This window comes from Rhizobium tropici CIAT 899 (genome assembly GCF_000330885.1).
GTDB classification, from domain to species: domain Bacteria; phylum Pseudomonadota; class Alphaproteobacteria; order Rhizobiales; family Rhizobiaceae; genus Rhizobium; species Rhizobium tropici.
This window is the reverse complement of the sequence record NC_020062.1, coordinates 142,640-164,237: the sequence shown is the minus strand read 5'-3', so window position 1 is coordinate 164,237 and position 21,598 is coordinate 142,640. Positions and strand designations below refer to the sequence as shown.

Below are 21,598 nucleotides of genomic sequence, written 5' to 3'. Positions count from 1 at the left end.
ATAGCGTAAGTCTTCAGTTCGCCGGCGCTGCATCGACACAACCCCGACGATCACCTGCAAGGTCGCCCGCTCTGCCTCCTCAACGAAGAGGCAGAGCATACGTGGGCAGGAGCTTTCAAGTTGAGGCGATCCAGACTTCACGCACGGACGAGAACATCAGCGGTAGAACAGATATTTGATCAACGCAGCAGTTGCCAGCACGACGAGGATGATTGCGAGCAGGCCCGCCAGGCCCATGCCCCACATCATGCCGCCCGCCATCACTTCATTCATCATCACATCCTCCTTTCATTCGGCTGCCTCGAGACTGCGCCCGTCTGCTTCGGCGAAGCGATCCTCGGAGGACGCGATCGGCAGCCGCCATCCCTTGATGAGACCGTAGACGGCCGGAATGACGATCAACGTCAGCAGCGTCGACGATACCATGCCGCCGATCATCGGCACGGCGATGCGCTGCATGATCTCCGAACCGGTGCCCGTCCGCCAAAGGATCGGTACAAGACCGGCCATGATGGCGACGACCGTCATCATCTTCGGCCGGACGCGTTCGACCGCGCCGACCATGATGGCCCTGTTGAGATCCGATTTCGAAAAGGAACGCCCTTCCCTTGCGCAGGTGTCGCGCTGCTCCTTCATGGCGTGGTCGAGGTAGATCAGCATGATCACCCCGGTCTCTGCCGCCACACCCGCAAGCGCGATGAAGCCGACGGCAACAGCCACCGAGGCGTTGAAGCCCATCCACCACATCAGCCAGATGCCGCCGACAAGCGCGAATGGCAGCGACAGCATGACGATCATGGTCTCGGTCAACGCCTTGAAATTCAGGTAGAGCAGCAGGAAGATCAGCGCCAGCGTTAGCGGCACGACGATCGCCAGTCGTGCTTCGGCGCGTTGGAGATATTCGAACTGACCGCTCCAGGCGACGGAGTAGCCTGGCGGCATCTGCACCGATTTCGCCACCGTCCGCTGCGCCTCTGCGACGTAGCCGCCGAGATCACGCCCGGCAATGTCGACATAGACATAGACGGCGAGCTGGCCGTTTTCAGTCCGGATCGTCGTTGCCCCACGCGTGAGCTTCACGTCCGCAACTTCTCCGAGAGGAACGGTGCCACCGCCCGGCAGGGAGATCTGAACGTCCCTTGCGATTGCCTGCGGGTCGCTTCTGAGCGCTCTTGGGTAGCGCACCGCCACACCATAGCGCTCACGGCCCTCGACGGTCGACGTCACGACCTCGGAACCTAGCGCCATGCCGATGACACTCTGCACGTCGTTTATGGTCAGGCCATAGCGGCCAAGAGCAGTCCGGTTGGGAACGATGTCGAGATAGTAACCTCCGATCACCCGCTCGGCATATGCGCTCGATGTCCCTGGGATGCCCTTCAGCACACTCTCGATCTGGCGCGCGATTCTTTCCATCTCGGCGAGATCGGTGCCGTAGACCTTGACGCCGACGGGTGTGCGGATGCCGGTCGAGAGCATGTCGATGCGCCCGCGGATCGGCATGGTCCAGGCATTGGAAACGCCTGGGAATTGCAAAGCAGCGTCCATCTCCTGTTTCAGGCTATCGATGGTCACGCCTGGTCGCCATTCCGATTTTGGCTTCAGCGTGATGATCGTCTCGAACATCTCCGTCGGTGCGGGATCGGTTGCCGTCAAGGCTCGGCCCGCCTTGCCGAAGACAGTCTGCACCTCCGGGAAGGACTTGATGATCCGATCCTGGGTCTGCATCAGTTCACCCGCCTTGGTGACCGAAATGCCGGGCAAGGTGGTCGGCATATACATCAGCGTGCCTTCGTCGAGATTGGGCATGAACTCGCTGCCGATGTGCTGAGCTGGCCAGACAGTCACAGCAAGGATTGCAAGCGCCGCCAGGATAGTGAGGGTCTTGATCTTGAGAACACCGGAAATGACCGGTCGATAGATCCAGATTAGAAGCCGGTTCACCGGATTCTTCTGCTCGGCCACGATGTGTCCCCGGACGAAGAGCACCATCAGCGCCGGCACCAAAGTCACCGAAAGCAGCGCGGCGGCGGCCATCGAGAAAGTCTTGGTGAAGGCGAGTGGACCGAAGAGACGGCCTTCCTGCGATTCCAGAGTAAAGATGGGCAGGAACGACACAGTGATGATCAGCAAGCTGAAAAACAACGCCGGTCCGACTTCGCTTGCGGCCTCGACCAGGATCTCCACCCGCGGTTTGTCGGGCGGTGCCCGCTCCAGATGCTTGTGGGCATTCTCGATCATGACGATGGCGGCGTCGATCATCGCGCCGATGGCGATCGCGATGCCGCCAAGGCTCATGATGTTGGCGCCCAGTCCCAACAGCCGCATGGCGATGAAGGCAATCAGGATGCCGACGGGCAGCATGATGATGGCGACCAGCGCACTACGGACATGCAGAAGGAAGGCGATCGTCACCAAGGCGACGACGATGGATTCCTCCACCAACGTGCCCTTGAGCGTTTCGATGGCGGCCTCGATCAGCGTCGAACGATCGTAGACAGGCACGATGTCGGTACCCGGCGGCAGGCTGCCTTTGATCTGATCCATGCTCTTCTTGGCATTGGCGATGACATCAAGCGCGTTCGCGCCGAAGCGCTGCAACACGATGCCGCCGGCCACCTCACCCTCGCCGTTGAGCTCGGTGATGCCACGCCGTTCGTCTGGGACCAGCTCGACCCTGGCCACATCGCCAAGGCGCAATGGAACGCCATTCTGGCTTTTCAGAACGATGTTCTCGATATCCGGAATCCCCTTCAGGTAGCCACGACCGCGCACCATGAACTCGAATTCGGATAGTTCGATCGTCCGGCCGCCAACGTCCGTATTGCTGGCCCGGACAGCATTGGCGACATCGTTGAGCGACACGCCTTGCGCCTTGAGACGGGAAGGATCGACCACGATGGAATATTGTTTGACAAAGCCACCGACGCTGGCGACCTCGGCCACGCCTTCGGACTTCGACACGCCGAACCGCACGACCCAGTCCTGCAGCGATCGCAGTTCGGCAAGCGACAGCTCCTTGGCGACGAGAGCATATTCGTAGACCCAGCCGACACCCGTCGCATCCGGCCCAAGCGTGGGTGTGACGCCCTGCGGCAGGCGGCTTGAGGCGGCGTTCAGATATTCGAGCACGCGGCTGCGCGCCCAGTAAGGATCGGTGCCATCGTCGAAGATGACATAGACGAAGGAAACACCGAAGAAGGAGAAGCCGCGGACGACCTTCGACTTCGGCACCGTCAGCATCGACGTGGTCAGCGGATAGGTGACCTGGTCTTCGACCACCTGCGGGGCCTGTCCGGGATATTCGGTGTAGACGATGACCTGGACGTCTGAGAGATCGGGAATGGCGTCGAGCGGCAGCGAACGCAAAGCGTAGACGCCGCCCGCGACCGCAAGCGCTGCCGCGACGAAGATCAGCACCAGATTATGGGCGGACCAGGAAATGACACGTGAGATCATGGCTTGGCCTCCTCTGTCATGGCGTTGAGGGCCGAGTTCAGGTTGCTTTCGGCGTCGAGTAGGAAGTTGGCCGATACGACCACCTTGTCGCCGGCTGCGATGCCGCGGCGAATTTCGGTCCTATCGTCACCGCGCACGCCAAGCTTGACGTCCTTGGGTTCGAACCGCCCGTCTCCCTTGTCGATGAACACGACCTGGCGATCGCCCGTGTCGACAATCGCACCGTTGGGCACCGCGACCACCGGTTCTTGAACTCCGGCCTCGATCGCAACATCGGCATACATGTTGGCAAGCAGGATGCCATCTGGATTGGGGAGTTCTATACGCACCTTGGTGGTTCGCGTCTGCGTCTCGACCTCGGGATAGACGAGATCGACTGTGCCTTTGAACACCATGCCAGGAAGACTGCGAATTTTGACCTCGACTTGGGCGCCGACCCGCACGGAAGCGAGGTCGAACTCCGGAACATCGGCGATCACCCAGACATGGGAAATGTCAGCGATGCGGAACAGGATATCGCCCGGTTTTGCCATCATGCCTGTTGTCGCAACGCGCTCAAGGACAATGCCGTCGCGCAGCGATGTGTAGGTCATGCTCGTCGGCACCTGATGCGTTCGCGAAATCGTATCGATGACCTCCTGTGGCACGCCGAGATTCCTCAGCCTCAGTGCGGGACCGGCATCCTCGCTGCCGCGGCTTGCAGCATATTCCGAAGCCGCAGTGGCGATGTCCTTCGAGTAGAACTGGAAGAGCTTCTCTCCCTTGAAGATGTGATCCCCCGTCGTGACGTTGGCGACATCATCCAGGAAGGTGTCCGTTCGCATCGACACGACGCTGACGCGGCGTTCATCGAGCGCCACCGTGCCGGGGATCTGTATCCTGCGGCCGATACTTGCCAACTCGGCAACGACCGTCTTCACGCCGGTACGCTGCAGCTTGCCGAGCGAAACCTTGACGGTGGAGGCATCCGCCTGCTCGCCCTCGTAGACGGGAATGTAGTCCATCCCCATCGAGTCCTTTTTCGGCGTTTTCGAGGTGTCGGGCAAACCCATCGGGTTCCGATAGTAGAGGATGCGGCCTTTGCTGGTTTCTGCCCGAGTTCCGGCATCCGCTACCTTTATGGAGGTGGCGGACGCCTTGGGCTTGTCGTTTGCCACTTCTGCTACGACCGGATTTGCATTGAAGGATAAATCTTCGCTCTCGTGGACGGCGAGGAAATCCCGGCCGTCCGGCGTTTTCTTCGGCTCTGCCGAGTAGGCAGGGTGGCCATCCGGATCGCGATAATAGATGATCGGCCCCGATCCGGCCGCTGTTGTCGTCGCAGCAGTAGCGACGCTTTCAACGTCGACGGTCGAGCGAAACCATGCAAGGTCAGGCAGCGCGACACCACGCTGCCCGGCCCAAAGGCCCCCTGCCCCCGCCGCCAGCATGGCGACGAGGGTGAGCCCGGTGCGACCGGCTTTTGTCATGGGACGGCCTTGAACTCGAGCTTGTTTTCAAGGCTGTCCGTCTCGCCCTGGAGCTTGGCGCCGAGCGACAGCCGCCAGCCGCCGGCCATCGGAATCTGCGCCTTGAACCGGTAGATGCCGGGCTCGACCGACGGCAGAGCCTCGATCGGCTCGGCCATCATCTCCATGCCGTCGGGCGCCATATCGACACGCTGCGCGAAGATCACCGCGTCGGGAACGAGCTTGCCGGAGCGCTTGTCGACCAGGCGTACGGCAATCTCCACCGCGCTGCCCGGCTTGATCTCGTTTTTGACAAGCTGGAACTCATAATCCTGGATTTGAGCCCAGGCTGGGGAGAACAGGCCTGTAAAGGTCAGGCCGATCAGCGCCGCGGCGGCCGCGGGCTTCAAAGTGAAAAGCGTCATTGTTGGTTTTCCCAAATTCATCGTTGGTTCGTGCAAATGCACGGGATGGCTATGGCGCAAAGCCACGCCTTCACCGCTCGGCTCGGCCGAACGGCTCTCAAAGTCCGAAAGGACACGATGAATTCAGGTTCGCGGAGGTCGGTCCGGCGGCGCGCCGATCGTCGGATCCCGCATCCGATCCCGGTACGGATTGACATCGGCGCCATGATCAAGACGAAACAGGGCAAACTCCCCGTGTACAAAACCCGGAACGCATTTGGCCATGCAAATGGTCGCGAGCGGACAGGATTTCTGGCAGTCGGGAAGAGGCTGTTTCTGATCCGGGCAGCACGGCATGGTGTCGGGCATTGCCGCCATGTCCATCGACGGTGTCATCGCTTTGGACATCATAACTTCAGCCGCCGAAGGCACAGCCATCGGAGCGGTCAGAAAGCCCAAGATCGCAAGGATCGAGAGCAGAGGGGCAATAAGGGACCAGAGTCTCATAGCCACAAGGCATGACATATTGTGCACCACAGCGAAAGACGGGGTATGTTCACGTTTTCGGCAGATCGCGGCAACATCTCATGATTTTGGCTCGGTATTATGAGTTGCTCTTGATGGGGTATGAACCAAAGACATACATTTTCCCCTCCACTGATCCTCAGTCAAGCAATTGAAAGCCAATACAATTTGGACTGGCCTTATCCCCATGCACCAACGTCCATGATGGCGTTTTAGAGATTATCACAGGCGCCAGTAGCAGACTTCTTATGCCTGCGGACTTCCAGATGCTTTCAGCCATCGGAGGGTGAAAGCGCTATTTGGTGAGGTCGGCAATACGATTGAGCGCGCCCGCAAGGCCTTTCAGGGAGACGGCAAGGGTCAGCGGTTGGGCCGGGCTGGCAGCGGAAACGGTAACGTTGAGGGCCTTGCCGGTCCTGAGCTTTGCAATCATGTCTGCTTCGAAGGTCAGCGGCACGAGGCAGCCTTGTGGCAGGCAGGTCGAGAACGGCAGAGTATTGCCGAGGGAGGCATCGTCGATCTTCAACTGAGCGCCCTGGGGCAGCGCCAGTCCGAGCGGCAGCACCAGCGTGCCCCGGAACTTGCCGTCGGAGGCCTTGCCGATCTCGAGAGCCAGGACGGTCTGCTTCGTCTGATTGCTGGTTTGGACCTGTCGGGCGAGGCAGGATGGAGCGTTGGCCTGCATCTGGCACACGACGCCCCAATCGTCGTAGGTCTCGACCAGCGAGCTGGCGCCGCCCGGCAGCTGGGCGGCGGTCGTGGTGCCGCCGACGAGAGCAAGCATTGCCGCGGATACTAGAGCCTTCGGCACATAGCGGGATGACGTCATTAGAACAGGTTCCTTTCATATGGTTGAGATCCGACCGCGCGTGACGGTTCGGTCCGTCGGACGGCCAGCGTCCGGCGGCTTGTGTGTGGTGGCTACCGCGTTGCCTGGGCCGGAAGCAAAACGCAGCCGTTGCCATTGTCGAGGCAGACGAACGTGCCCTCGAAGCGTGGATCGGTGATCACGTCGTGGCTGCCATCCGCGGTCTCGGTGCTGTCGGAGACCGGCCGGATCGGCGCAAAGCGGCTTGCATCGAAGCTCGGCATCACGGAGCTTGCCTGTGTGCCTGGTTCGGGGTTGGTGGCCTTTTCCACGGTCAGCGCGCCTGGAACGAAGTTCATGCTATAATTGGCAGATGCCAGCAGCGTGCCCTGGGTGATCGCATAGGCACCCGGCTCACTAAGACTGGTTGCGGACGTGGCGAGCCCTCCCGAAAGCCTGTCGCGGTTGACCAGGCCCGCACCCCCGACGGTATAGGTCAGTGCCGGATTGGCGAGGCCATATCGACGGCTAAGTGAGTCGGCGGCAACCGTAATGGCGCGTTGGTTCACCGTGAGATCTGCACCCATGTAGCTGATCGCGTAATTGGCGTTGGCCAGCGACCCTTGCGTGATTGCGTAGGCACCGACATCGGAATATTGCCCTGCTGCTGTGGCAAGCGATCCGGAGAGCGTGTCGCCATTCAGCAGGCCTGTCGCAGCATAGGTTAGTGTCGGATTGGCATCGCCATAGGTCTTCGACTTCGCGTCCGCCGTCACCGTGAGCGCGCGCTGGTTCACGCTCAGGCTCCCTCCAACATAAGTCAGGGCGTAATTGTTTGAACCAGAGAACGAGCCGGTGATGGCATAGCTACCGACATTGGAATACTGCCCTGCCGTGGTCGAAAGCGATCCGGAAAGAGTGTCGCCATTGACCAGACCCGCTCCTCCGACCGTGTAGGTCAGCGCCGGGTTTGCATCGCCATAGATCTTCGACAGCGTATCCGCCGTGATCGTGATCGCGCGTCGGTTTACGCTCAGGTCGGCTCCAACATAGGTCAGCGCGTAGTTGCTGGACGCCGAGAAGGAGCCGGTGATGGCGTAGCTGCCGACGTTGGCATATTGCCCTGCCGTGGTCGAAAGTGATCCGGAGAGCGTGTCACCATTGACCAGACCCGTCGCGGTATAGGTCAGCATCGGATTGGCATCGCCATAGATCTTCGACAGCGCGTCCGCCGTCACTGTCAGCGCACGCGGGTTTACGGTAAGGTTGGCGCCCGTATAGCTGATGGCGTAGTTTGCATTGGCCAGTGTCCCCTGGGCAATCGCATAGGCGCCGACATCGGAATATTGCCCTGCTGATGTCGAAAGCGAGCCGGAGAGCGTATCGTTGTTGACCAGGCCCGAGGTAGTGTAGGTCAGCGTCGGATTGGCATCACCATAGGCTCTCGACAGCGCATCCGCCGTAACGGTTAGCGCACGCGGAGTGACCGTCAGATTGGCCGCATTATAGGTGATCGCGTAATTGGCATTGCCAAGGCTACCGAGAGTGATGCCATAGCTGCCAACATTCGAATACTGCCCAGCCGCGGTCGATAGCGAACCGGAGAGCGTGTCGCTATTCACGAGGCCGGAGGTCGTGTAGGTCAGCGCCGGGTTTGCATCGCCATAGATCTTCGACTTCGCATCCGCCGTGACCGTCATCGCCCTCGGAGTGACCGTCAGATTGGCCGCATTGTAGGTGATCGCGTAATTGGCATTGCCAAGGCTACCGAGAGTGATGCCATAGCTGCCAACATTCGAATACTGCCCAGCCGCGGTCGATAGCGAACCGGAGAGCGTGTCGCTATTCACGAGGCCAGAGGTCGTGTAGGTCAGCGCCGGGTTTGCATCGCCATAGATCTTCGACTTCGCATCCGCCGTTACCGTCATCGCCCGCGGCGTGACAGTCAGATTAGCCGCATTATAGGTGATCGCGTAATTGGCGTTGCCGAGGCTGCCGAGAGTGATCCCGTAGCCGCCCACACCGGAATATTGTCCTGCTGAAGTCACAAGCGATCCGGAGAGCGTGTCGTTGTTGACCAAGCCTGAGGTGGTATAGGTCAGCGCCGGGTTGGCATCGCCGTAGGTCTTCGATTGCGCATCCGCCGTCACCGTCAGCGCACGCGGGGTGATTGCCAGGTCGGCACCGGTAAAGCTGATGTCGTAGTTCGAGTTAGCAAGCGTGCCGAGCGTGATGCCATAGTTGCCGATCCCCGACGCCGTCGTCGCAGAGGTGACCAACGCCCCTGAGAGCGTATCGCCCGCGACGAGGCCGCTCCCGCCGGCGGTATAGGTGAAGCCCGGATTGGCATCGCCATAGGTACGGTGTGCGCTGTCGGCCGTGACCGTGATGGCGCGCTTGGCAATATCGGCAAGTGTCGTGGCCGTGTTGGAAGCCAGCGTATAGTTGCCGGCATCCGCCCCGCCGAGCGACAGGCCGGAGATAGTGACCGTCTTGCCCGTGCCGGCATTCTTGTCTGAAAAGGCACCGCTGAAGCCATTGCCCAGCGAAAGCGTGTCGCCTGACACCATACCGTTGAAGACAGCGCCCGCTGTGTTCAGCGTCGCATCCGTCGTACCGTCATAGATCTTGCCGTTGGCGGTGATCCCGCCGATCGATGAGATCATAGCCCTGGCGATATCGACCGCGTCCGTGCCGCCCGCCAGCGTGTAGTTCGAGGCAAGGCCGCCATTCGTGCCATCGCCCAGAGCCAGCGACGCAAGCGTCACGCCCTTGCCCGAGCCGGCATTCTTGTCTGCCATCGTGCCGGTGCCGGACAGCGTCAGCGTCTCGCCGCCGACCAGGTTCGACAGCGTGAAGATCGAGGCATCGAGATCCGTCGAACCGTTATAGGTGCGGCTGCCCGAGAGGTTGACGACACGCTGGCCGATATCGGCGAGCGTCGTGGCCGTATTCGTATCCAGCCTGTAGTTCTGCGCGTCGGCTCCGCCAAGCGTCAGTCCGGAGATGTTGACGGTCTTGCCCATACCGGCCTTTTGGTCGGAGAAGGAGCCAAGCGCGGTACTGACTGTCAGATTATCGCCGGATACCAAGCCGTGGAAGATGGCGTTGTTGGTGTTCAGCGTCGCGTCGGTCGTGCCGTCATAGGTCTTGTTGCCGGCGGTGATGCCACCGATCGAGGTGATGCTGGCGGGAGTTATCGTGGCATGACTGGTGTAGCTGGTGATGCCAAGTTGGTAATTGTTTGCATCTGCGCCGGTTATGTAAAGGCCATCGACGGCAACCGCCTTGAAGCTGCCGGCACTCTTGTCGGAGAAGTTCGCGCTCGTATAGGCAACATGCATGTCATCGGTGCCGATGACCGGCACTGTGGAGATATTGACGGTGGCCGTCGTCGTGCCGTCATAGACCTTAGTGCTGGCGCTGATGCCACCGAAGAACACATAGGCCTTGGCGATATCGGCAAGCGTCGTCGCACTGCTTGAAGCGAGCGCATAATTGCCCGCATCCGCGCCGCCGAGCGAGAGCCCGGTGATGCCAACCGTCTTGCCGGTGCCGGCATTCTTGTCGGTGAAGGCTCCGGTGGCGGTTGCCACCGTCAGGACATCGCTCCCGATCAGGCCGGCAAAGCCGGCGGCCGAGGTGTTCAGCGTCGCGGCCGTCGTGCCGTCATAGGTCTTGTTGCCGGCGGTGATGCCGGTAATGCCAGAGATCGCCGCCTTGGCGATATCAGCCGTGGCTGTCGCCGTGATCGAGGCCAGCGTATAATTGCCGACATCTGCGCCGCTGAGCGACAGCCCGGAGATATTGACCGTCTTGCCTATGCCGGCATTCTTGTCGGAGAAGGCGCCGGCCGAGGTCGCGACCGTCAGGGCGTCGCCGGAGATCATGCCGGTGAAACCCGCACCCGACGTGTTTAATGTCACGCTGGTATTGCCATCATAGGTCTTGTTGTCGGCGGCGATGCCGGTAATCGCAGAGATCGTCGCCTTGGCGATATCCGCCGTGGTCGTGGCGGTGTTGGAGGCAAGCGTATAGTTGCCCGCATCCGCGCCGCCGAGCGAGAGCCCGGTAATACCGACCGTTTTGCCGGTCGCCGCATTCTTGTCGGAGAAGGCGGCGGCGGCGGTTGCCACCGTCAGGACATCGTTCCCGATCAGGCCGGTGAAGCCGGCGGACGAGGTGTTCAACGTCGCAGCCGTCGTACCGTCATAGGTCTTACTGTCTGCGGCGATACCGGTGATCGAGGAGATGGTCGCCTTGGCGATATCGACAGTGCCAGCGGCGCCAATCAGCGTGTAGTTCGAGGCCAGACCGGTGTCGTCGCCGAGCGACAACGAGCCGAATAACAGTGCCTTGCCGGTGCCGACATTCTTGTCGGTCATGGAGCCTGCGCCCATCAACGTCAGCGTGTCACCATTGGCGAGATTGCCAAGCGACAGATTGGCGGCGTCGATATTGGTGGTGCCGTCATAGACCCGGTTGCCGGTAAGGCTCAGCACGCGCTGCGAAATCGTCAAGCTGCCCGAACCATAATCGATGTAGTAGTCGCCGGCCGATCCGGCGGAATAGGTAAGCGCCAGCACATTGGCGCCAGAATAGGCATAGGTGCCGACATTGCTCGTGGCATCGATGGCGCTGCCCCAACCGAGGCTGACATTACCGGCCCCGACACCGTCAACGGCTATGCCGCCAGTCGAAGCAGTATCGCCATAGGTTGACGACGTATTGCCGCTCAAACGGGCATAGTAATTGTAGATTGGATCTGTGGTCAGGCTGCGCAGCACCGGCACGCCGCCAGTCTTCGACATCGCCCAGGTCGAGGCAAAATCCCAGCCACCGTCGATGAACTTAAACGGATCGGCCATCTGTGCCGTGGTGAGGCCAGATGTGCCGGTGATCGTGCCGCTTCCCAATCCAACGGCCGCAGGGCGACCCGAAACAGTCGTGTCCCAGAACGAGTTGCTGATCGTGCCATCGTTGAAGGCCACAAGGCCGCCACGATTGGCCGACACTGCCGCATAGGTCTCATTGATCTGGCCCGTTGCGGCATTGTATCCAACCAGCCCACCTGCATAGTTGGCTGTCACGGAACCCAGAGCATAGGATTGGGAGATGCGGCCCGTGTTATATCCCACGAGGCCACCTCCATACTGGTTGCTGTATCCGCTAATGCCGCCTGTCGCGTAGGATTGCGCGATGCTTCCATCGTTCAGTCCCACGAGCCCCCCTACATTGGGGGCGTCAGCAACGTTGACGGCACCAGTTGCATAGGACTGGCGGATCACACCCGTCACGGTGTTAATGCCAACGAAACCGCCCAACGAGATATAGCTTAAGTCGCTTAGGGTCCCGGTGGCGAAGGAATTGGAGATGGTGCCGCTATTTCGACCGACCAGACCGCCGCGCCCCTCGGAGCCGCCATATGTGTCTCCGGTCACGGAACCAGACGCGCTGCTGTCCGAGATCGTCCCGCTGTTGCTGGCCACCAGTCCGCCGAGGTCCCCACTGCCGGTCACCATTCCGCTCGCCGAGGACGACCTAATCGTGCCGCTGTTGCTGCCGACAAGGCCCGCCGCGCCTAAAGCGCCCGTAACGGTGCCGTTCACCGAAACGGATGTGATGGAACCGGCATTGGCGCTTGCAAGAATGGCCGTCGGCGTGAGGTAGCTTTTTATGTTGGCGGCAGTGAGTGAAAGATCGTTCACGCTACCATTGGTGCCGATGGTTCCAAACAGCCCTCCTAAATAGGAACTCAGCCCGCTGATGGTGTGGGCCGCCCCGTCCAGGCTGCCAGTGAAAGTACCAATCGGCTGCCAACCGCCGCCCGCACTATTGTTTGCCGAATCCCAGATGCCGGACGCATTGGCGCCCGCCGTAGCGCTGGCATCGATATCCGCGCCGAGCCTGTAGCTTCCGCCAAGGTTGCTCCCTATCAGCGCAAGCTGGTGCAGATTGGTGATCGTGATGACACCGGTCGCATCGGCAGTTGCCGCCTCAGAGCGCAGGATCGGCCGCATGTCGCCGACTTGATACCAGATGTTGGTAAAATCCCAGCCAGCATAGTTCGTGGCGTTGTTGGCCGAGTCTCGCAAATATTCGGTCGGTAGGCCGATTGCAGAAAACGTGCCCGAAAAGGACTGGCCGTAACCACTGGATCGGCCGGTTGTGGAGACATCCCAGAAGCTGTTGGTGATCGTGCTAAAGTAATTTCGGCCTACCAGGCCGCCGACGGCGACACCGCCGCTAACCGCGCCGGAGGCGTAGGCATTGTCTACAGAGCTTCCGGAATCATTATAGCCCACCAGTCCGCCAACATATGTATTGCCGGATACGGAGCCAGTGGCATAGGCAAATTTGATTGTGCTGTCATTGAAGCCGGCCAGACCACCAGCATAAGTATTCGAGCCGTGGATTGCACCGGTAGCGTAACTATTGCTGATCGATCCATGGTTATGACCGACCAATCCGCCAACATCCTGGCTGCCGGAGGTGGCAGCGGTGGCGTAGCTGTTGCTGACCGAACCGGAATTCCAGCCGGTCAGCCCTCCGACATATTGCATGCCGTTGACCGTACCGGTCATGTAAGCGTTACTGATCGTGCCGGTATTGTTTCCGACCAGTCCGCCCGTATAGGAGTAGCCATTGATAAACTCGCCAGTCAGTCCGATGTTTTCGATGGTCCCCGCCGCGTTGCCGAACAGTCCGAGAAAACTGGCCGCTCGGTTGACCGTCAGGCCGGCAATCGTGTGACCCTGGCCGTCGAAGCTGCCGGTAAAGGCAGCACCGTAGCCGCCGACGGGCACCCAGCCGCCGCTCGACCAGATATCGGCGGCATTTGTGCCAACCGCGGCGCTCGCGTCGATATCGACCGCGAGTTTGTAGGTGCCGGCGAGGTTCGCGCCCATCAGCGCAAGCTGGTGCAGGTTAGAGATGGTGACGACGCCGTTTGCGTCGGCTGCCGCCGCTTCCGAACGCAGAATCGGGCGCAGGTCTCCGGACTGGTACCAGTCGGTGGTGAAATCCCAACCCGAATAGTTCGACGCGTTGCGCGCCTGCGCCGAGTTCAAGCCGCTGATGCCGGAGGTGGAACCACTACCAACACCTGAAGACTGCAGGGTCGTGCTCATATCGAAGTAAGACGCCACGACCGTGCCGCTGTTCCCACCGACAAGGCCACCGACATTGCCCATCCCTGAGACCGCGCCGGATGCATAAACCTGGTTCATCGTACCGAAGTTCGTGCCGAGCAGGCCGCCAACATTCGAGGCTCCCGAGACCGAGGCAGTAGCGTAGGATAGGTTGATCGCACCTGTATTGTAACCAACGAGGCCGCCGGTATGAGTCGCCCCCGAAACGCTGCCACTGATATAGGACTGGGCGATCCCGCCGGCGTTCGAGCCCGCGAGCCCGCCAGTCATCGATCGGCCCGAAACACTGGCGTTGACCAGGCCAAGACCAGAGACCCCACCGCCCTGGCCGATAATGCCGAACAGGCCAACGGTGTTGGTATTCGGCCTGTTTATGGTCAGCCCGGTGATCGTATGGCTCGCGCCGTCGAGACGACCTGTAAAGGTGATGTTGTCATCGCCGATGGGATTGAACCCCGCACCATTATTCCAGATCGCGGTGCCGGAGGCGTCGATGTCACCTGCAAGCTTCCATTTGGCCGAGAGATAGTCGCTGGACGAGCCGATGCCCTGCAAGCCGTAGACATCCGCGACCGTGTAGGGCGTGGCGCTGGTGCCGTCACCGCCGGTGACACGCAGGAAGGACGTACCGTCGGTGATGCGGAAGTCCTTGGCCGAGAAGGCGGGCAGTGTAGCGCTGTTCTGCACCCAGTTGCCCGCAGCCAGCACGAAGGCGCCGACATTGACCGCCGCCGGCGCAGAAATCGTACCGCCAGAAGATACGATGAGGCCGCCATTTGTCGTGATCGCGCTGTTGATGTTGATGTCCGATGCCGCCGCGAGCGTCAGCGTGGTGAGCGCGCTCCAGTTGATCGGCGCTGCGACGCTGATGGTGCCGGCCTGCGGATTGGTGGCATCCGACGACGATCCGGTCGTGACTGTGACGTTGGCGGTCGCGAGTGCATTGGTGAGCGTGTTGACGTTGATGATGCTGTCATTGCCGGTGGCATTAAAGCTGCCATCCGTGTTGCTGCTTGTGCCGGTCGAGATCGTCACATTGTAGGGGTCGAGCAGCAGATTGCCGAAGGAGCCATGCGCTGCCATCAGATCGGTAAGACCGGTATAGGAAAGCCTCGCCTTGCCCGATACCTCCACCTCGCCGCCATTGCCTGAGATTGCGCCGCCCTTGGCAGTGATCGTACCGGCAAAGTTCGTCAGATCGTCCGACCATAAGACGACATTGCCGCCACCGCCCGTGGTGACCGCATTGGCATTGATGACGGTATGGGCGTCGACATCAAGCGTCTCGGCATGCTGCAGCAGGCCCTTCCCCTGACGGTTGCCGCCGATATTGACCGTGCCGCCGCCGGTCTTGCCGGACGCGTTGACCTTGGCGGAGGCAAGCTTGATCGACCGGCCCGTCACGGTGACCTTGCCGCCCTTACCGGCGGCATTGCTGGCATCGAGCGTGCCCGAAACCGCCACTTCGCCTTCGCCGCCGGTGAGCGTGATATCGCCGCTCTTGCCGGAAACGCCGTTGGCCTCGATCGTGCCCGACATGTTGACCGCCTGCCGCGCCATGTCCTTGGCCGCTGCGGCGGTGAGCTGCACCGTGCCGCCCCTGGCTGCGATCTTGCCGCTGTTGTCGACCAACGCCCCACTGCCGTCCGCCTTGGTCGGTACCGCCACCTGGAGGAAGCCGTCGCCCGACAGATCAAGCGTTGCTTGTTCGCCGGATCCGAGGGCCGCCTTGCCCATTGGCACGGTGATGACGCCGGAATTGGCGACCGTGCCGCCGATCAGCGCCATGTAGCCGCCGCGGTTGATGGTGATTGCACCGGCATTCGTCAGCGGGGCAGAGACGCCATTGCCGGCAAACGTCCGCTTGCCACCCATGAAGTCGTCATCGGAGATGCCGAGCGTCGAAGCGACGAAGGCGCCTGCCTTGACCGTGCCTGAACTGGTGATCGCAATGCCGTTCGGATTGACCAGATAGACCTGGCCATTGGCATTGATCTGACCTGATATGGTCGAGCTTGTCTCTCCCGTCACACGATTGAGAATGGCGGCGTTGGCATCGGGCTGGACGAAGGTGACGCGATTGGCCTTGCCGACATTGAAGCTCTGCCAGTTGACGACGGCGCTGCCGCTCGTCTGGTTGATGGTCAAGGCGCCGGCCGATGGCGTCCCGATCGTGGCACGACCGGCTGCCACCTGCCCGCCTGAGGGCAGCGACTGGGCCGGCGCCACCGTCGCGTGGGCAAGCGCCGTCGACGCCAGTAGCGCGACGAGCCGGACCTTGCGCGTCCTGGTTCTATGCGAAAGCACTCCATTGCTGAACGTCCGGCGGTTCGTCTGTGGGGTCATCGCTGCTATCCTAAAACTGAAACGCCGCCGAGACGGTGAAGCGGTTGTCGTTGGAGCCATCGCCGAAGTGCTCGACACGGCCATATTCAAGATTGACGTTGGTGCTGTTGAAGCTTGCCTGCTCGGCCGCTGCCAGCCGCAGGCCGAGGCCATAGGCCGCGCCGCGCGAGAAGCCACTTTCCAGCGCCGTCGGCTGGTAGAGCTTGACGCCGCCATAGGCGCCGAACAGGTAAGGCGAAACCACCACGCCGCCGGTCGTGGTCTTTCCATCCGGCAGACTGGTTCCCTGTTGCGCCGGGAATTCCGGCCAGCCGAACGGCAAGGTGAAGCTGGTAACGAAGGGGAACTGCGCCTCGGCGCGCAGCACGAAGCCGGAATCGCCCTGCATCGAGCCGGTCGGGAAGCTCGACAGGCCCGATGAGGAGACGAGGCCGATCTGCTCGGAATTGAGCAGCGGCTGGCCGAAGGAGGTCTGCGCCTTCGCGCGGAGATCGAAAACCAGATGCTCTACGATCGGCTGGCGATAGCCGAGATTGACCTCGACCTTCTGGAAATCGGCATCCGCGCCTTGGCGTGACAAGGGTGTGCCGCTGCCATTGGCATCGGCCGCGCTGCGTGCCCCAAGCCCATTGATGCCGAAAGACCCAGTCAGGCCGGCGCTGACGAGCGCGTCGCCGGACACATACCAGGAAAGATCCGCGCCCGCGCGCAGGATGCGCAGCTGATCCTTCGACAGTGCGGCACCGCCGCCATTAAGAAGCTGTAGTTCTTCGTCCTGCGCATCAAAGCCGCCATTGAGGTTGAGCGTGAACTCGCGCGAGCGGATCAGCGGATAGGCAAGCCGTGCCGAATAGCGGGTGAAGTCCGACATGAACTGCAGCCCGGATGCGCTCGCCTCCGGCGTCGTGCGCGAGGCGGTGGCTTCAAGGTTCAGCGTCAGCCCGTCGATGCCGATCGGCAGGGTTACACCGCCGGCCAAGGACCGGTTGCGCGGCGCGCCGGTGAAATAGCCTTCGTCAACGCCGAAACGCGGCGCGCCCGAGGCTCTCAGATAGAAGAGTTCACCGAAGCCGAATACGGAATTGAAGTCCAGACCTACGCCGGTGTTGTATTTGCCGAGCGCGTCGGTGGAATTGTTGTCGCCCGAGATGAAGCCCGTGACCGGCTTGTAGCGCGCCTCGATCGTCAGGACGCTGCCGCCGGGCTTCGTGCCGCGCGACAGCGTCGAACGCAGCACCGTGCCCGGCAGATCGCCCGCCAAAAGCAGCCGACGCTCGATCTCATCGTTGGACATCCCCTTCTCGCCCACCAGCGGCGAGAGCATCTCGGCAATGCGTTCGCGGATATTGTCGGGAAGATGCGAGGTGTCGATGCTTTCGACGAAGCCGTCTATGACAACGATGCGCAAGGTCGCGCCATCGACCAGGCGCTGCGCCGGCAGCACCACACGCACCAGGCCGTATCCCTTGGCGCCATAGGCCCGCTCGAGCTGACCCACCGCCTCGAAGAGGGCGGCCGCCGTCACGGGACCGCCGGTCAGGCTCTTCGTCACGCGCACCTCGTCCTCGGCAAAGTCAGGAAACCCACCTTCCACCTTGACGGCCTTCAGGCGGACGGTGAGCTTCTCCGCCCCCTTGGGCGCGACCGGGCCGGACGCTTCGGGAATGACGATGCCGCTGTTCTGCTTCTGCAACTGCGGCTCGAAGCTCTGCGGCGTCACCTGCGAGGCGGTCTGCGCAAAGGCAAGGCATGCCGGCGCCATCACTGCAACGCTCGCGGCCAGTCCCAAGGATCGGAAAAAACGGTATCCGAAAGTCAAAATGAACCTCAATCTCAGCATACGCAGTCGTGTTCGAAGCAATTCCGCAAGGAATGGTCGAAAATTGCCGACACGACCCCTCCCCGCAGCAGGACTAATAAAGTTGGCTACAGAGGTCAGCATCCATTTTTGACTTGGGAGATCTTGAGGAGTCTCCGCAGGCGAATGTCGGCAAACGCCAAGGAAGACAGACCGTCTTATTCGCAATTGCAGGCTCCCTGAGAAACAGCCGCCCCACCGCTTAAAGCGTTGGTGAGCGCGCCATCGAGGATGATCAGCTTTTGCGCCTGGAACTGCGCATATTCCTCGTAGAAGCCGCGCGAAATCCACATCGGCGAATGTCCCGGCCGCCCAGCCCAGCCAAGTCCTCCAATCGCTTGAGCTTCCGAGATCTTGCGGCTGGTATGCGCACTCGAAAGACCCGTCGCTCGCGCCAGATATGCAATGGAGCTGACGTCCGTGAGATATCGCTCCGGCTGCGGAAAGCTTTGCCAATCGACACCTGCGATCAGCCGATCCATCACCCAGCCACCCGAATCGATCCAGCTGAAGATCCTGTAGAGCGGTCCCGGCGTGCGCACTTCGGGAGTGAAGAACAGAGCATTCGCCACGACCGGCTGGATCAACGGAAGCAAGCTCTCCCATTGCGTGGAGAATTGCACATATCTTTGTCCGTCATCGAGCAGATCGAGCGCCTGGAAATGCAGATTGTACCAGAGCGCCAGGAGAGACAGGGATTCAAGCGATGGTTTTGCCCATCCACGATGGCCAGCGACCTGAGTGTCGATCGCCTGAATGACGCCATACTTCATCGATTCATCGAAGAAGGTATAGGCTGTATTGCGGCTCGCAAGACCAAGGAAGGTTGCCAGAAGGCCGAGGCTTCTACGGCTGAGACCCGGCTCTACATCGCCGATGGGCCGAAAAAAGTGAGCGACTGCGGCATGGCTCAGGAGCCAACGCTGCTGTGTTGCAAACAGCGCTGCGGCACGCGGCGATTGCTTGTGAGCCTCGAACATCGCCGAAGCCAGGAAAAAGACGGCAGATGGGAAGGCAGCGCGTGAAATCATGTCGCTCACGCCGCCCCGCAACCGATCGTTTGCTTCCTCGCCTTCAACAGATGGAAATGCATCCGGAAATTCTATCATCTGTCCCAAGAATGCGATCTCCGGCTAGCGAATCCGCCAACGGAACCATCCAAAGTCCTCGTCAGATCGTTCCGGTCCACTTGCTGACTAGGAGCGCTGCCTCGACCCGCAATTCTTTGGCGAAGTCTAAAAACTTCTCACATTTTCAAAATATGAGAAGTAAATGCCGGATCGCCGGTCACTTGTCAATGAGAATGTTTCTCATATTGTTGTAATCTGAGAAATCGACCGGTATCGAATGGTACTCGCGTCAGAAGGTGGGAGATTTAATGTACGCTTCATGTCATCGCCAAAACCATTGGTTTGCCAAAAGGACCTGAGCGGATGCCCTCACCCAGACCGATTAACCCGCCCTATACCTTGGGCGTTCTGACCATCGCCTCCACCTTGTCTTATCTCGACCGGCAAATACTTGGTCTCCTGGCGGAGCCGCTGAGACAGGACCTTCATTTGACGGATCTGCAGATCGGCCTGTTGCAGGGTTTCACCTTCGCCATTGTTCTGGCAACCGCCGGATTGCCGCTGGGCCGCTTAGTTGATACCGGAAACCGTGTGTGGATCGCCGCCGTGGGAATCGCGCTCTGGAGCATCATGACAGCCGCTTGCGGCTTCGCAGACAGTTTCGGAGCTCTTTTGCTGTGCCGGACAGGTGTCGCATTGGGAGAAGCGGCCCTCACACCCGCCGCCTATTCCCTGATCAGCGATTTGTTCGCCACCCGGCGACGCGGACTTGCAATAAGCATTTACAGCACAGGCGCATTCATCGGAGCTGGTCTATCGCTTGTTTTGGCAGCGACGGTTCTTCATGAATTGTCGAGCGCAGGGAACATCTTCGTTCTGCTGGGCATGCAGCACATATGGCAGATGGTATTCGTCTTCATCGGACTGCCTGGCATCGCTGTCGCCCTTTGGGCTGCAAGCCTCAAGGAACCCCGTAAGCATTCCGGAACTGTTCCAGGCCCTGTACCTGGCATAGTCGAGATCCGTGCCTATTTTTCGAATAACCGGGTAGAACTCGCGAGCCTTTATTTCTGCCTGGCCTTCGCGGCGACCCAAGCCTATAGCTACAGCGCATGGATCCCCACCGTGTTGATCCGCACCTTTCATATGCCGCCAGTCGCCATCGGCTTTAGCCTCGGACCACTCTTTATTGCCTCCAGTGTATCGGGGCTGATCCTTGGTGCAGTACTCGGCGATAGCCTGGTTCGACGTGGTATTGCAGCCGCTCGCCGCATCCTCATGTGCGGCGCTGCGCTGGTTGCATCGCTATTCACCGCGGTAGTACCTTTTGCTTCGACGCTCAACGCCGCGCTTGCCTTGATATCTACCGCAACATTTTTTTCCACCATCATTGTTGCGAACGGTCCTCCAGCGCTTCAGGACATCACGCCGTCCCGCATGCGTGGCATCTCAAGCGCAGTCGGCGTTCTGATCGTGACACTCGTCGGCATGGGTGTCGGTCCCACAGTGGTCGGGTTTGTAAGCCAGAACATCATCGGCGATCCAAACAAGATTGGCGTCGCACTCAGCATCGTATCGACTGCCGCTCTCGTCGTCTCGTCGGCTTTGGCGTTGGTGGCCATCTTCCACTACAAACTCGAACCGGACAACACAGCGGCGCGCGCGATATGAAAATCGGGTCTATCGGGACAAAGCCACGTTTGAAGATCAGGATTGTCAGGCTGCTCTCCCGGTTCGCCACGAGAACTTTGCACGACTACAGCAATCCTCAGAGGAACCGCGTACCGAATGCACGCCATTTTTGCTCGATGTTCACGCCGCATCTTATAGATTGACCCGAGAGAATCGTTGAAAGCGCGTTGCATGTCGGCCTACGAAGTCCTGGTTTCCAATATTACCCAAAGTTTTCTCGATCATGGCTATGAAGCCATGACAATGAGCAAACTGGCAAAATATTGCAATATTACGCGCCGAGGCCTCTATCATCACTTCAGCAGCAAGGAAGAAGCCTTCCAGGCAATGGTTCGCCAAAACAATCAACGCACCCGACTGGGCAGTCTTAGCGAAGGCACCAGGCTGCTTTCGGCGGGCGCCGATGTCCTTGATATCGTCACGGCGGTGCTCGATGTTCGATATGGTGATACGAGAAGGAAATTGGTGCTTTCACCCTTCGCGCTTGAAGTCAACGACTACGCATTTCGCCTCTGCCGTCCGGAGATGGTCGAAGCGGCAACAGTTTTCCAGGCCAATTTCGCTGCATTACTCCAACAAATAATCGCCAATGGCCAATTGACGCTTCGACCCACAATATCGATCGAAACCTTGGTGCAGCTGCTTTGCGACGGTGCTCGTGGAACCAATCAAAGTTTTTTCGCACCTTCGTCAGAGGAAATCACGGCACGCTACCGGCAGATGAGCCAAGCAATCCTGTTCGGTTGTGCCGAGCCGGCCGGGCTGTAACGGACTCACGGAAATTCGTAGGGAACATGTTCCGAGCATCTTTGCTCTTGAAGGGAATCGAAGCGCTGT

At 60.3% G+C, this 21,598-nt stretch carries 10 protein-coding genes; 2 read left to right on the top strand and 8 right to left on the bottom strand.

The window, feature by feature from the left end; all coding sequences use genetic code 11:
• Positions 1-288: 288 nt before the first annotated feature.
• The 8 genes from RTCIAT899_RS22900 to RTCIAT899_RS22865 form a co-directional block, all read right to left on the bottom strand.
• A complete protein-coding gene (locus RTCIAT899_RS22900; protein ID WP_015342175.1) occupies positions 289-3,459 on the bottom strand; it encodes an efflux RND transporter permease subunit in 3,171 nt (1,056 codons plus the stop codon).
• Positions 3,456-4,928 (bottom strand): efflux RND transporter periplasmic adaptor subunit, encoded by a 1,473-nt coding sequence (locus RTCIAT899_RS22895; protein WP_015342174.1) that lies wholly within the window; start codon positions 4,926-4,928, stop codon positions 3,456-3,458. Before RTCIAT899_RS22895 ends, RTCIAT899_RS22900 begins: the two co-directional genes overlap by 4 nt.
• Positions 4,925-5,332, bottom strand: coding sequence for a FixH family protein (locus tag RTCIAT899_RS22890; RefSeq protein ID WP_015342173.1), 408 nt, complete (start codon positions 5,330-5,332; stop codon positions 4,925-4,927). The genes RTCIAT899_RS22895 and RTCIAT899_RS22890 overlap by 4 nt, the downstream gene beginning before the upstream one ends.
• Positions 5,333-5,455: 123 nt before the next feature.
• Complete coding sequence (locus RTCIAT899_RS32560; RefSeq protein ID WP_015342172.1) at positions 5,456-5,719, bottom strand: hypothetical protein; 264 nt, start codon at positions 5,717-5,719, stop codon at positions 5,456-5,458.
• A gap of 412 nt (positions 5,720-6,131) precedes the next feature.
• Positions 6,132-6,665: an invasion associated locus B family protein gene (locus RTCIAT899_RS22880; RefSeq protein ID WP_015342171.1), complete on the bottom strand. Its 534-nt coding sequence runs from the start codon at positions 6,663-6,665 to the stop codon at positions 6,132-6,134.
• A 92-nt stretch (positions 6,666-6,757) separates the two neighbouring features.
• A complete protein-coding gene (locus RTCIAT899_RS22875) occupies positions 6,758-16,141 on the bottom strand; it encodes an MBG domain-containing protein (RefSeq protein WP_015342170.1) in 9,384 nt (3,127 codons plus the stop codon).
• A gap of 10 nt (positions 16,142-16,151) precedes the next feature.
• On the bottom strand, positions 16,152-17,903 hold the full coding sequence (locus RTCIAT899_RS22870; protein WP_041678109.1) for a ShlB/FhaC/HecB family hemolysin secretion/activation protein: 1,752 nt from the start codon (positions 17,901-17,903) through the stop codon (positions 16,152-16,154).
• A 254-nt stretch (positions 17,904-18,157) separates the two neighbouring features.
• Positions 18,158-19,108 (bottom strand): hypothetical protein, encoded by a 951-nt coding sequence (locus tag RTCIAT899_RS22865; protein ID WP_051043324.1) that lies wholly within the window; start codon positions 19,106-19,108, stop codon positions 18,158-18,160.
• A 324-nt stretch (positions 19,109-19,432) separates the two neighbouring features.
• Here RTCIAT899_RS22865 and RTCIAT899_RS22860 point away from each other — a divergent pair, with 324 nt between their 5' ends.
• Both RTCIAT899_RS22860 and RTCIAT899_RS22855 read left to right on the top strand, forming a co-directional pair.
• Entirely contained in the window at positions 19,433-20,740 is a 1,308-nt protein-coding gene (locus tag RTCIAT899_RS22860) for an MFS transporter (protein ID WP_051043322.1), read from the top strand.
• A gap of 192 nt (positions 20,741-20,932) precedes the next feature.
• Positions 20,933-21,529, top strand: coding sequence for a TetR/AcrR family transcriptional regulator (locus tag RTCIAT899_RS22855; protein WP_015342166.1), 597 nt, complete (start codon positions 20,933-20,935; stop codon positions 21,527-21,529).
• The last annotated feature ends 69 nt before the right edge of the window (positions 21,530-21,598 follow it).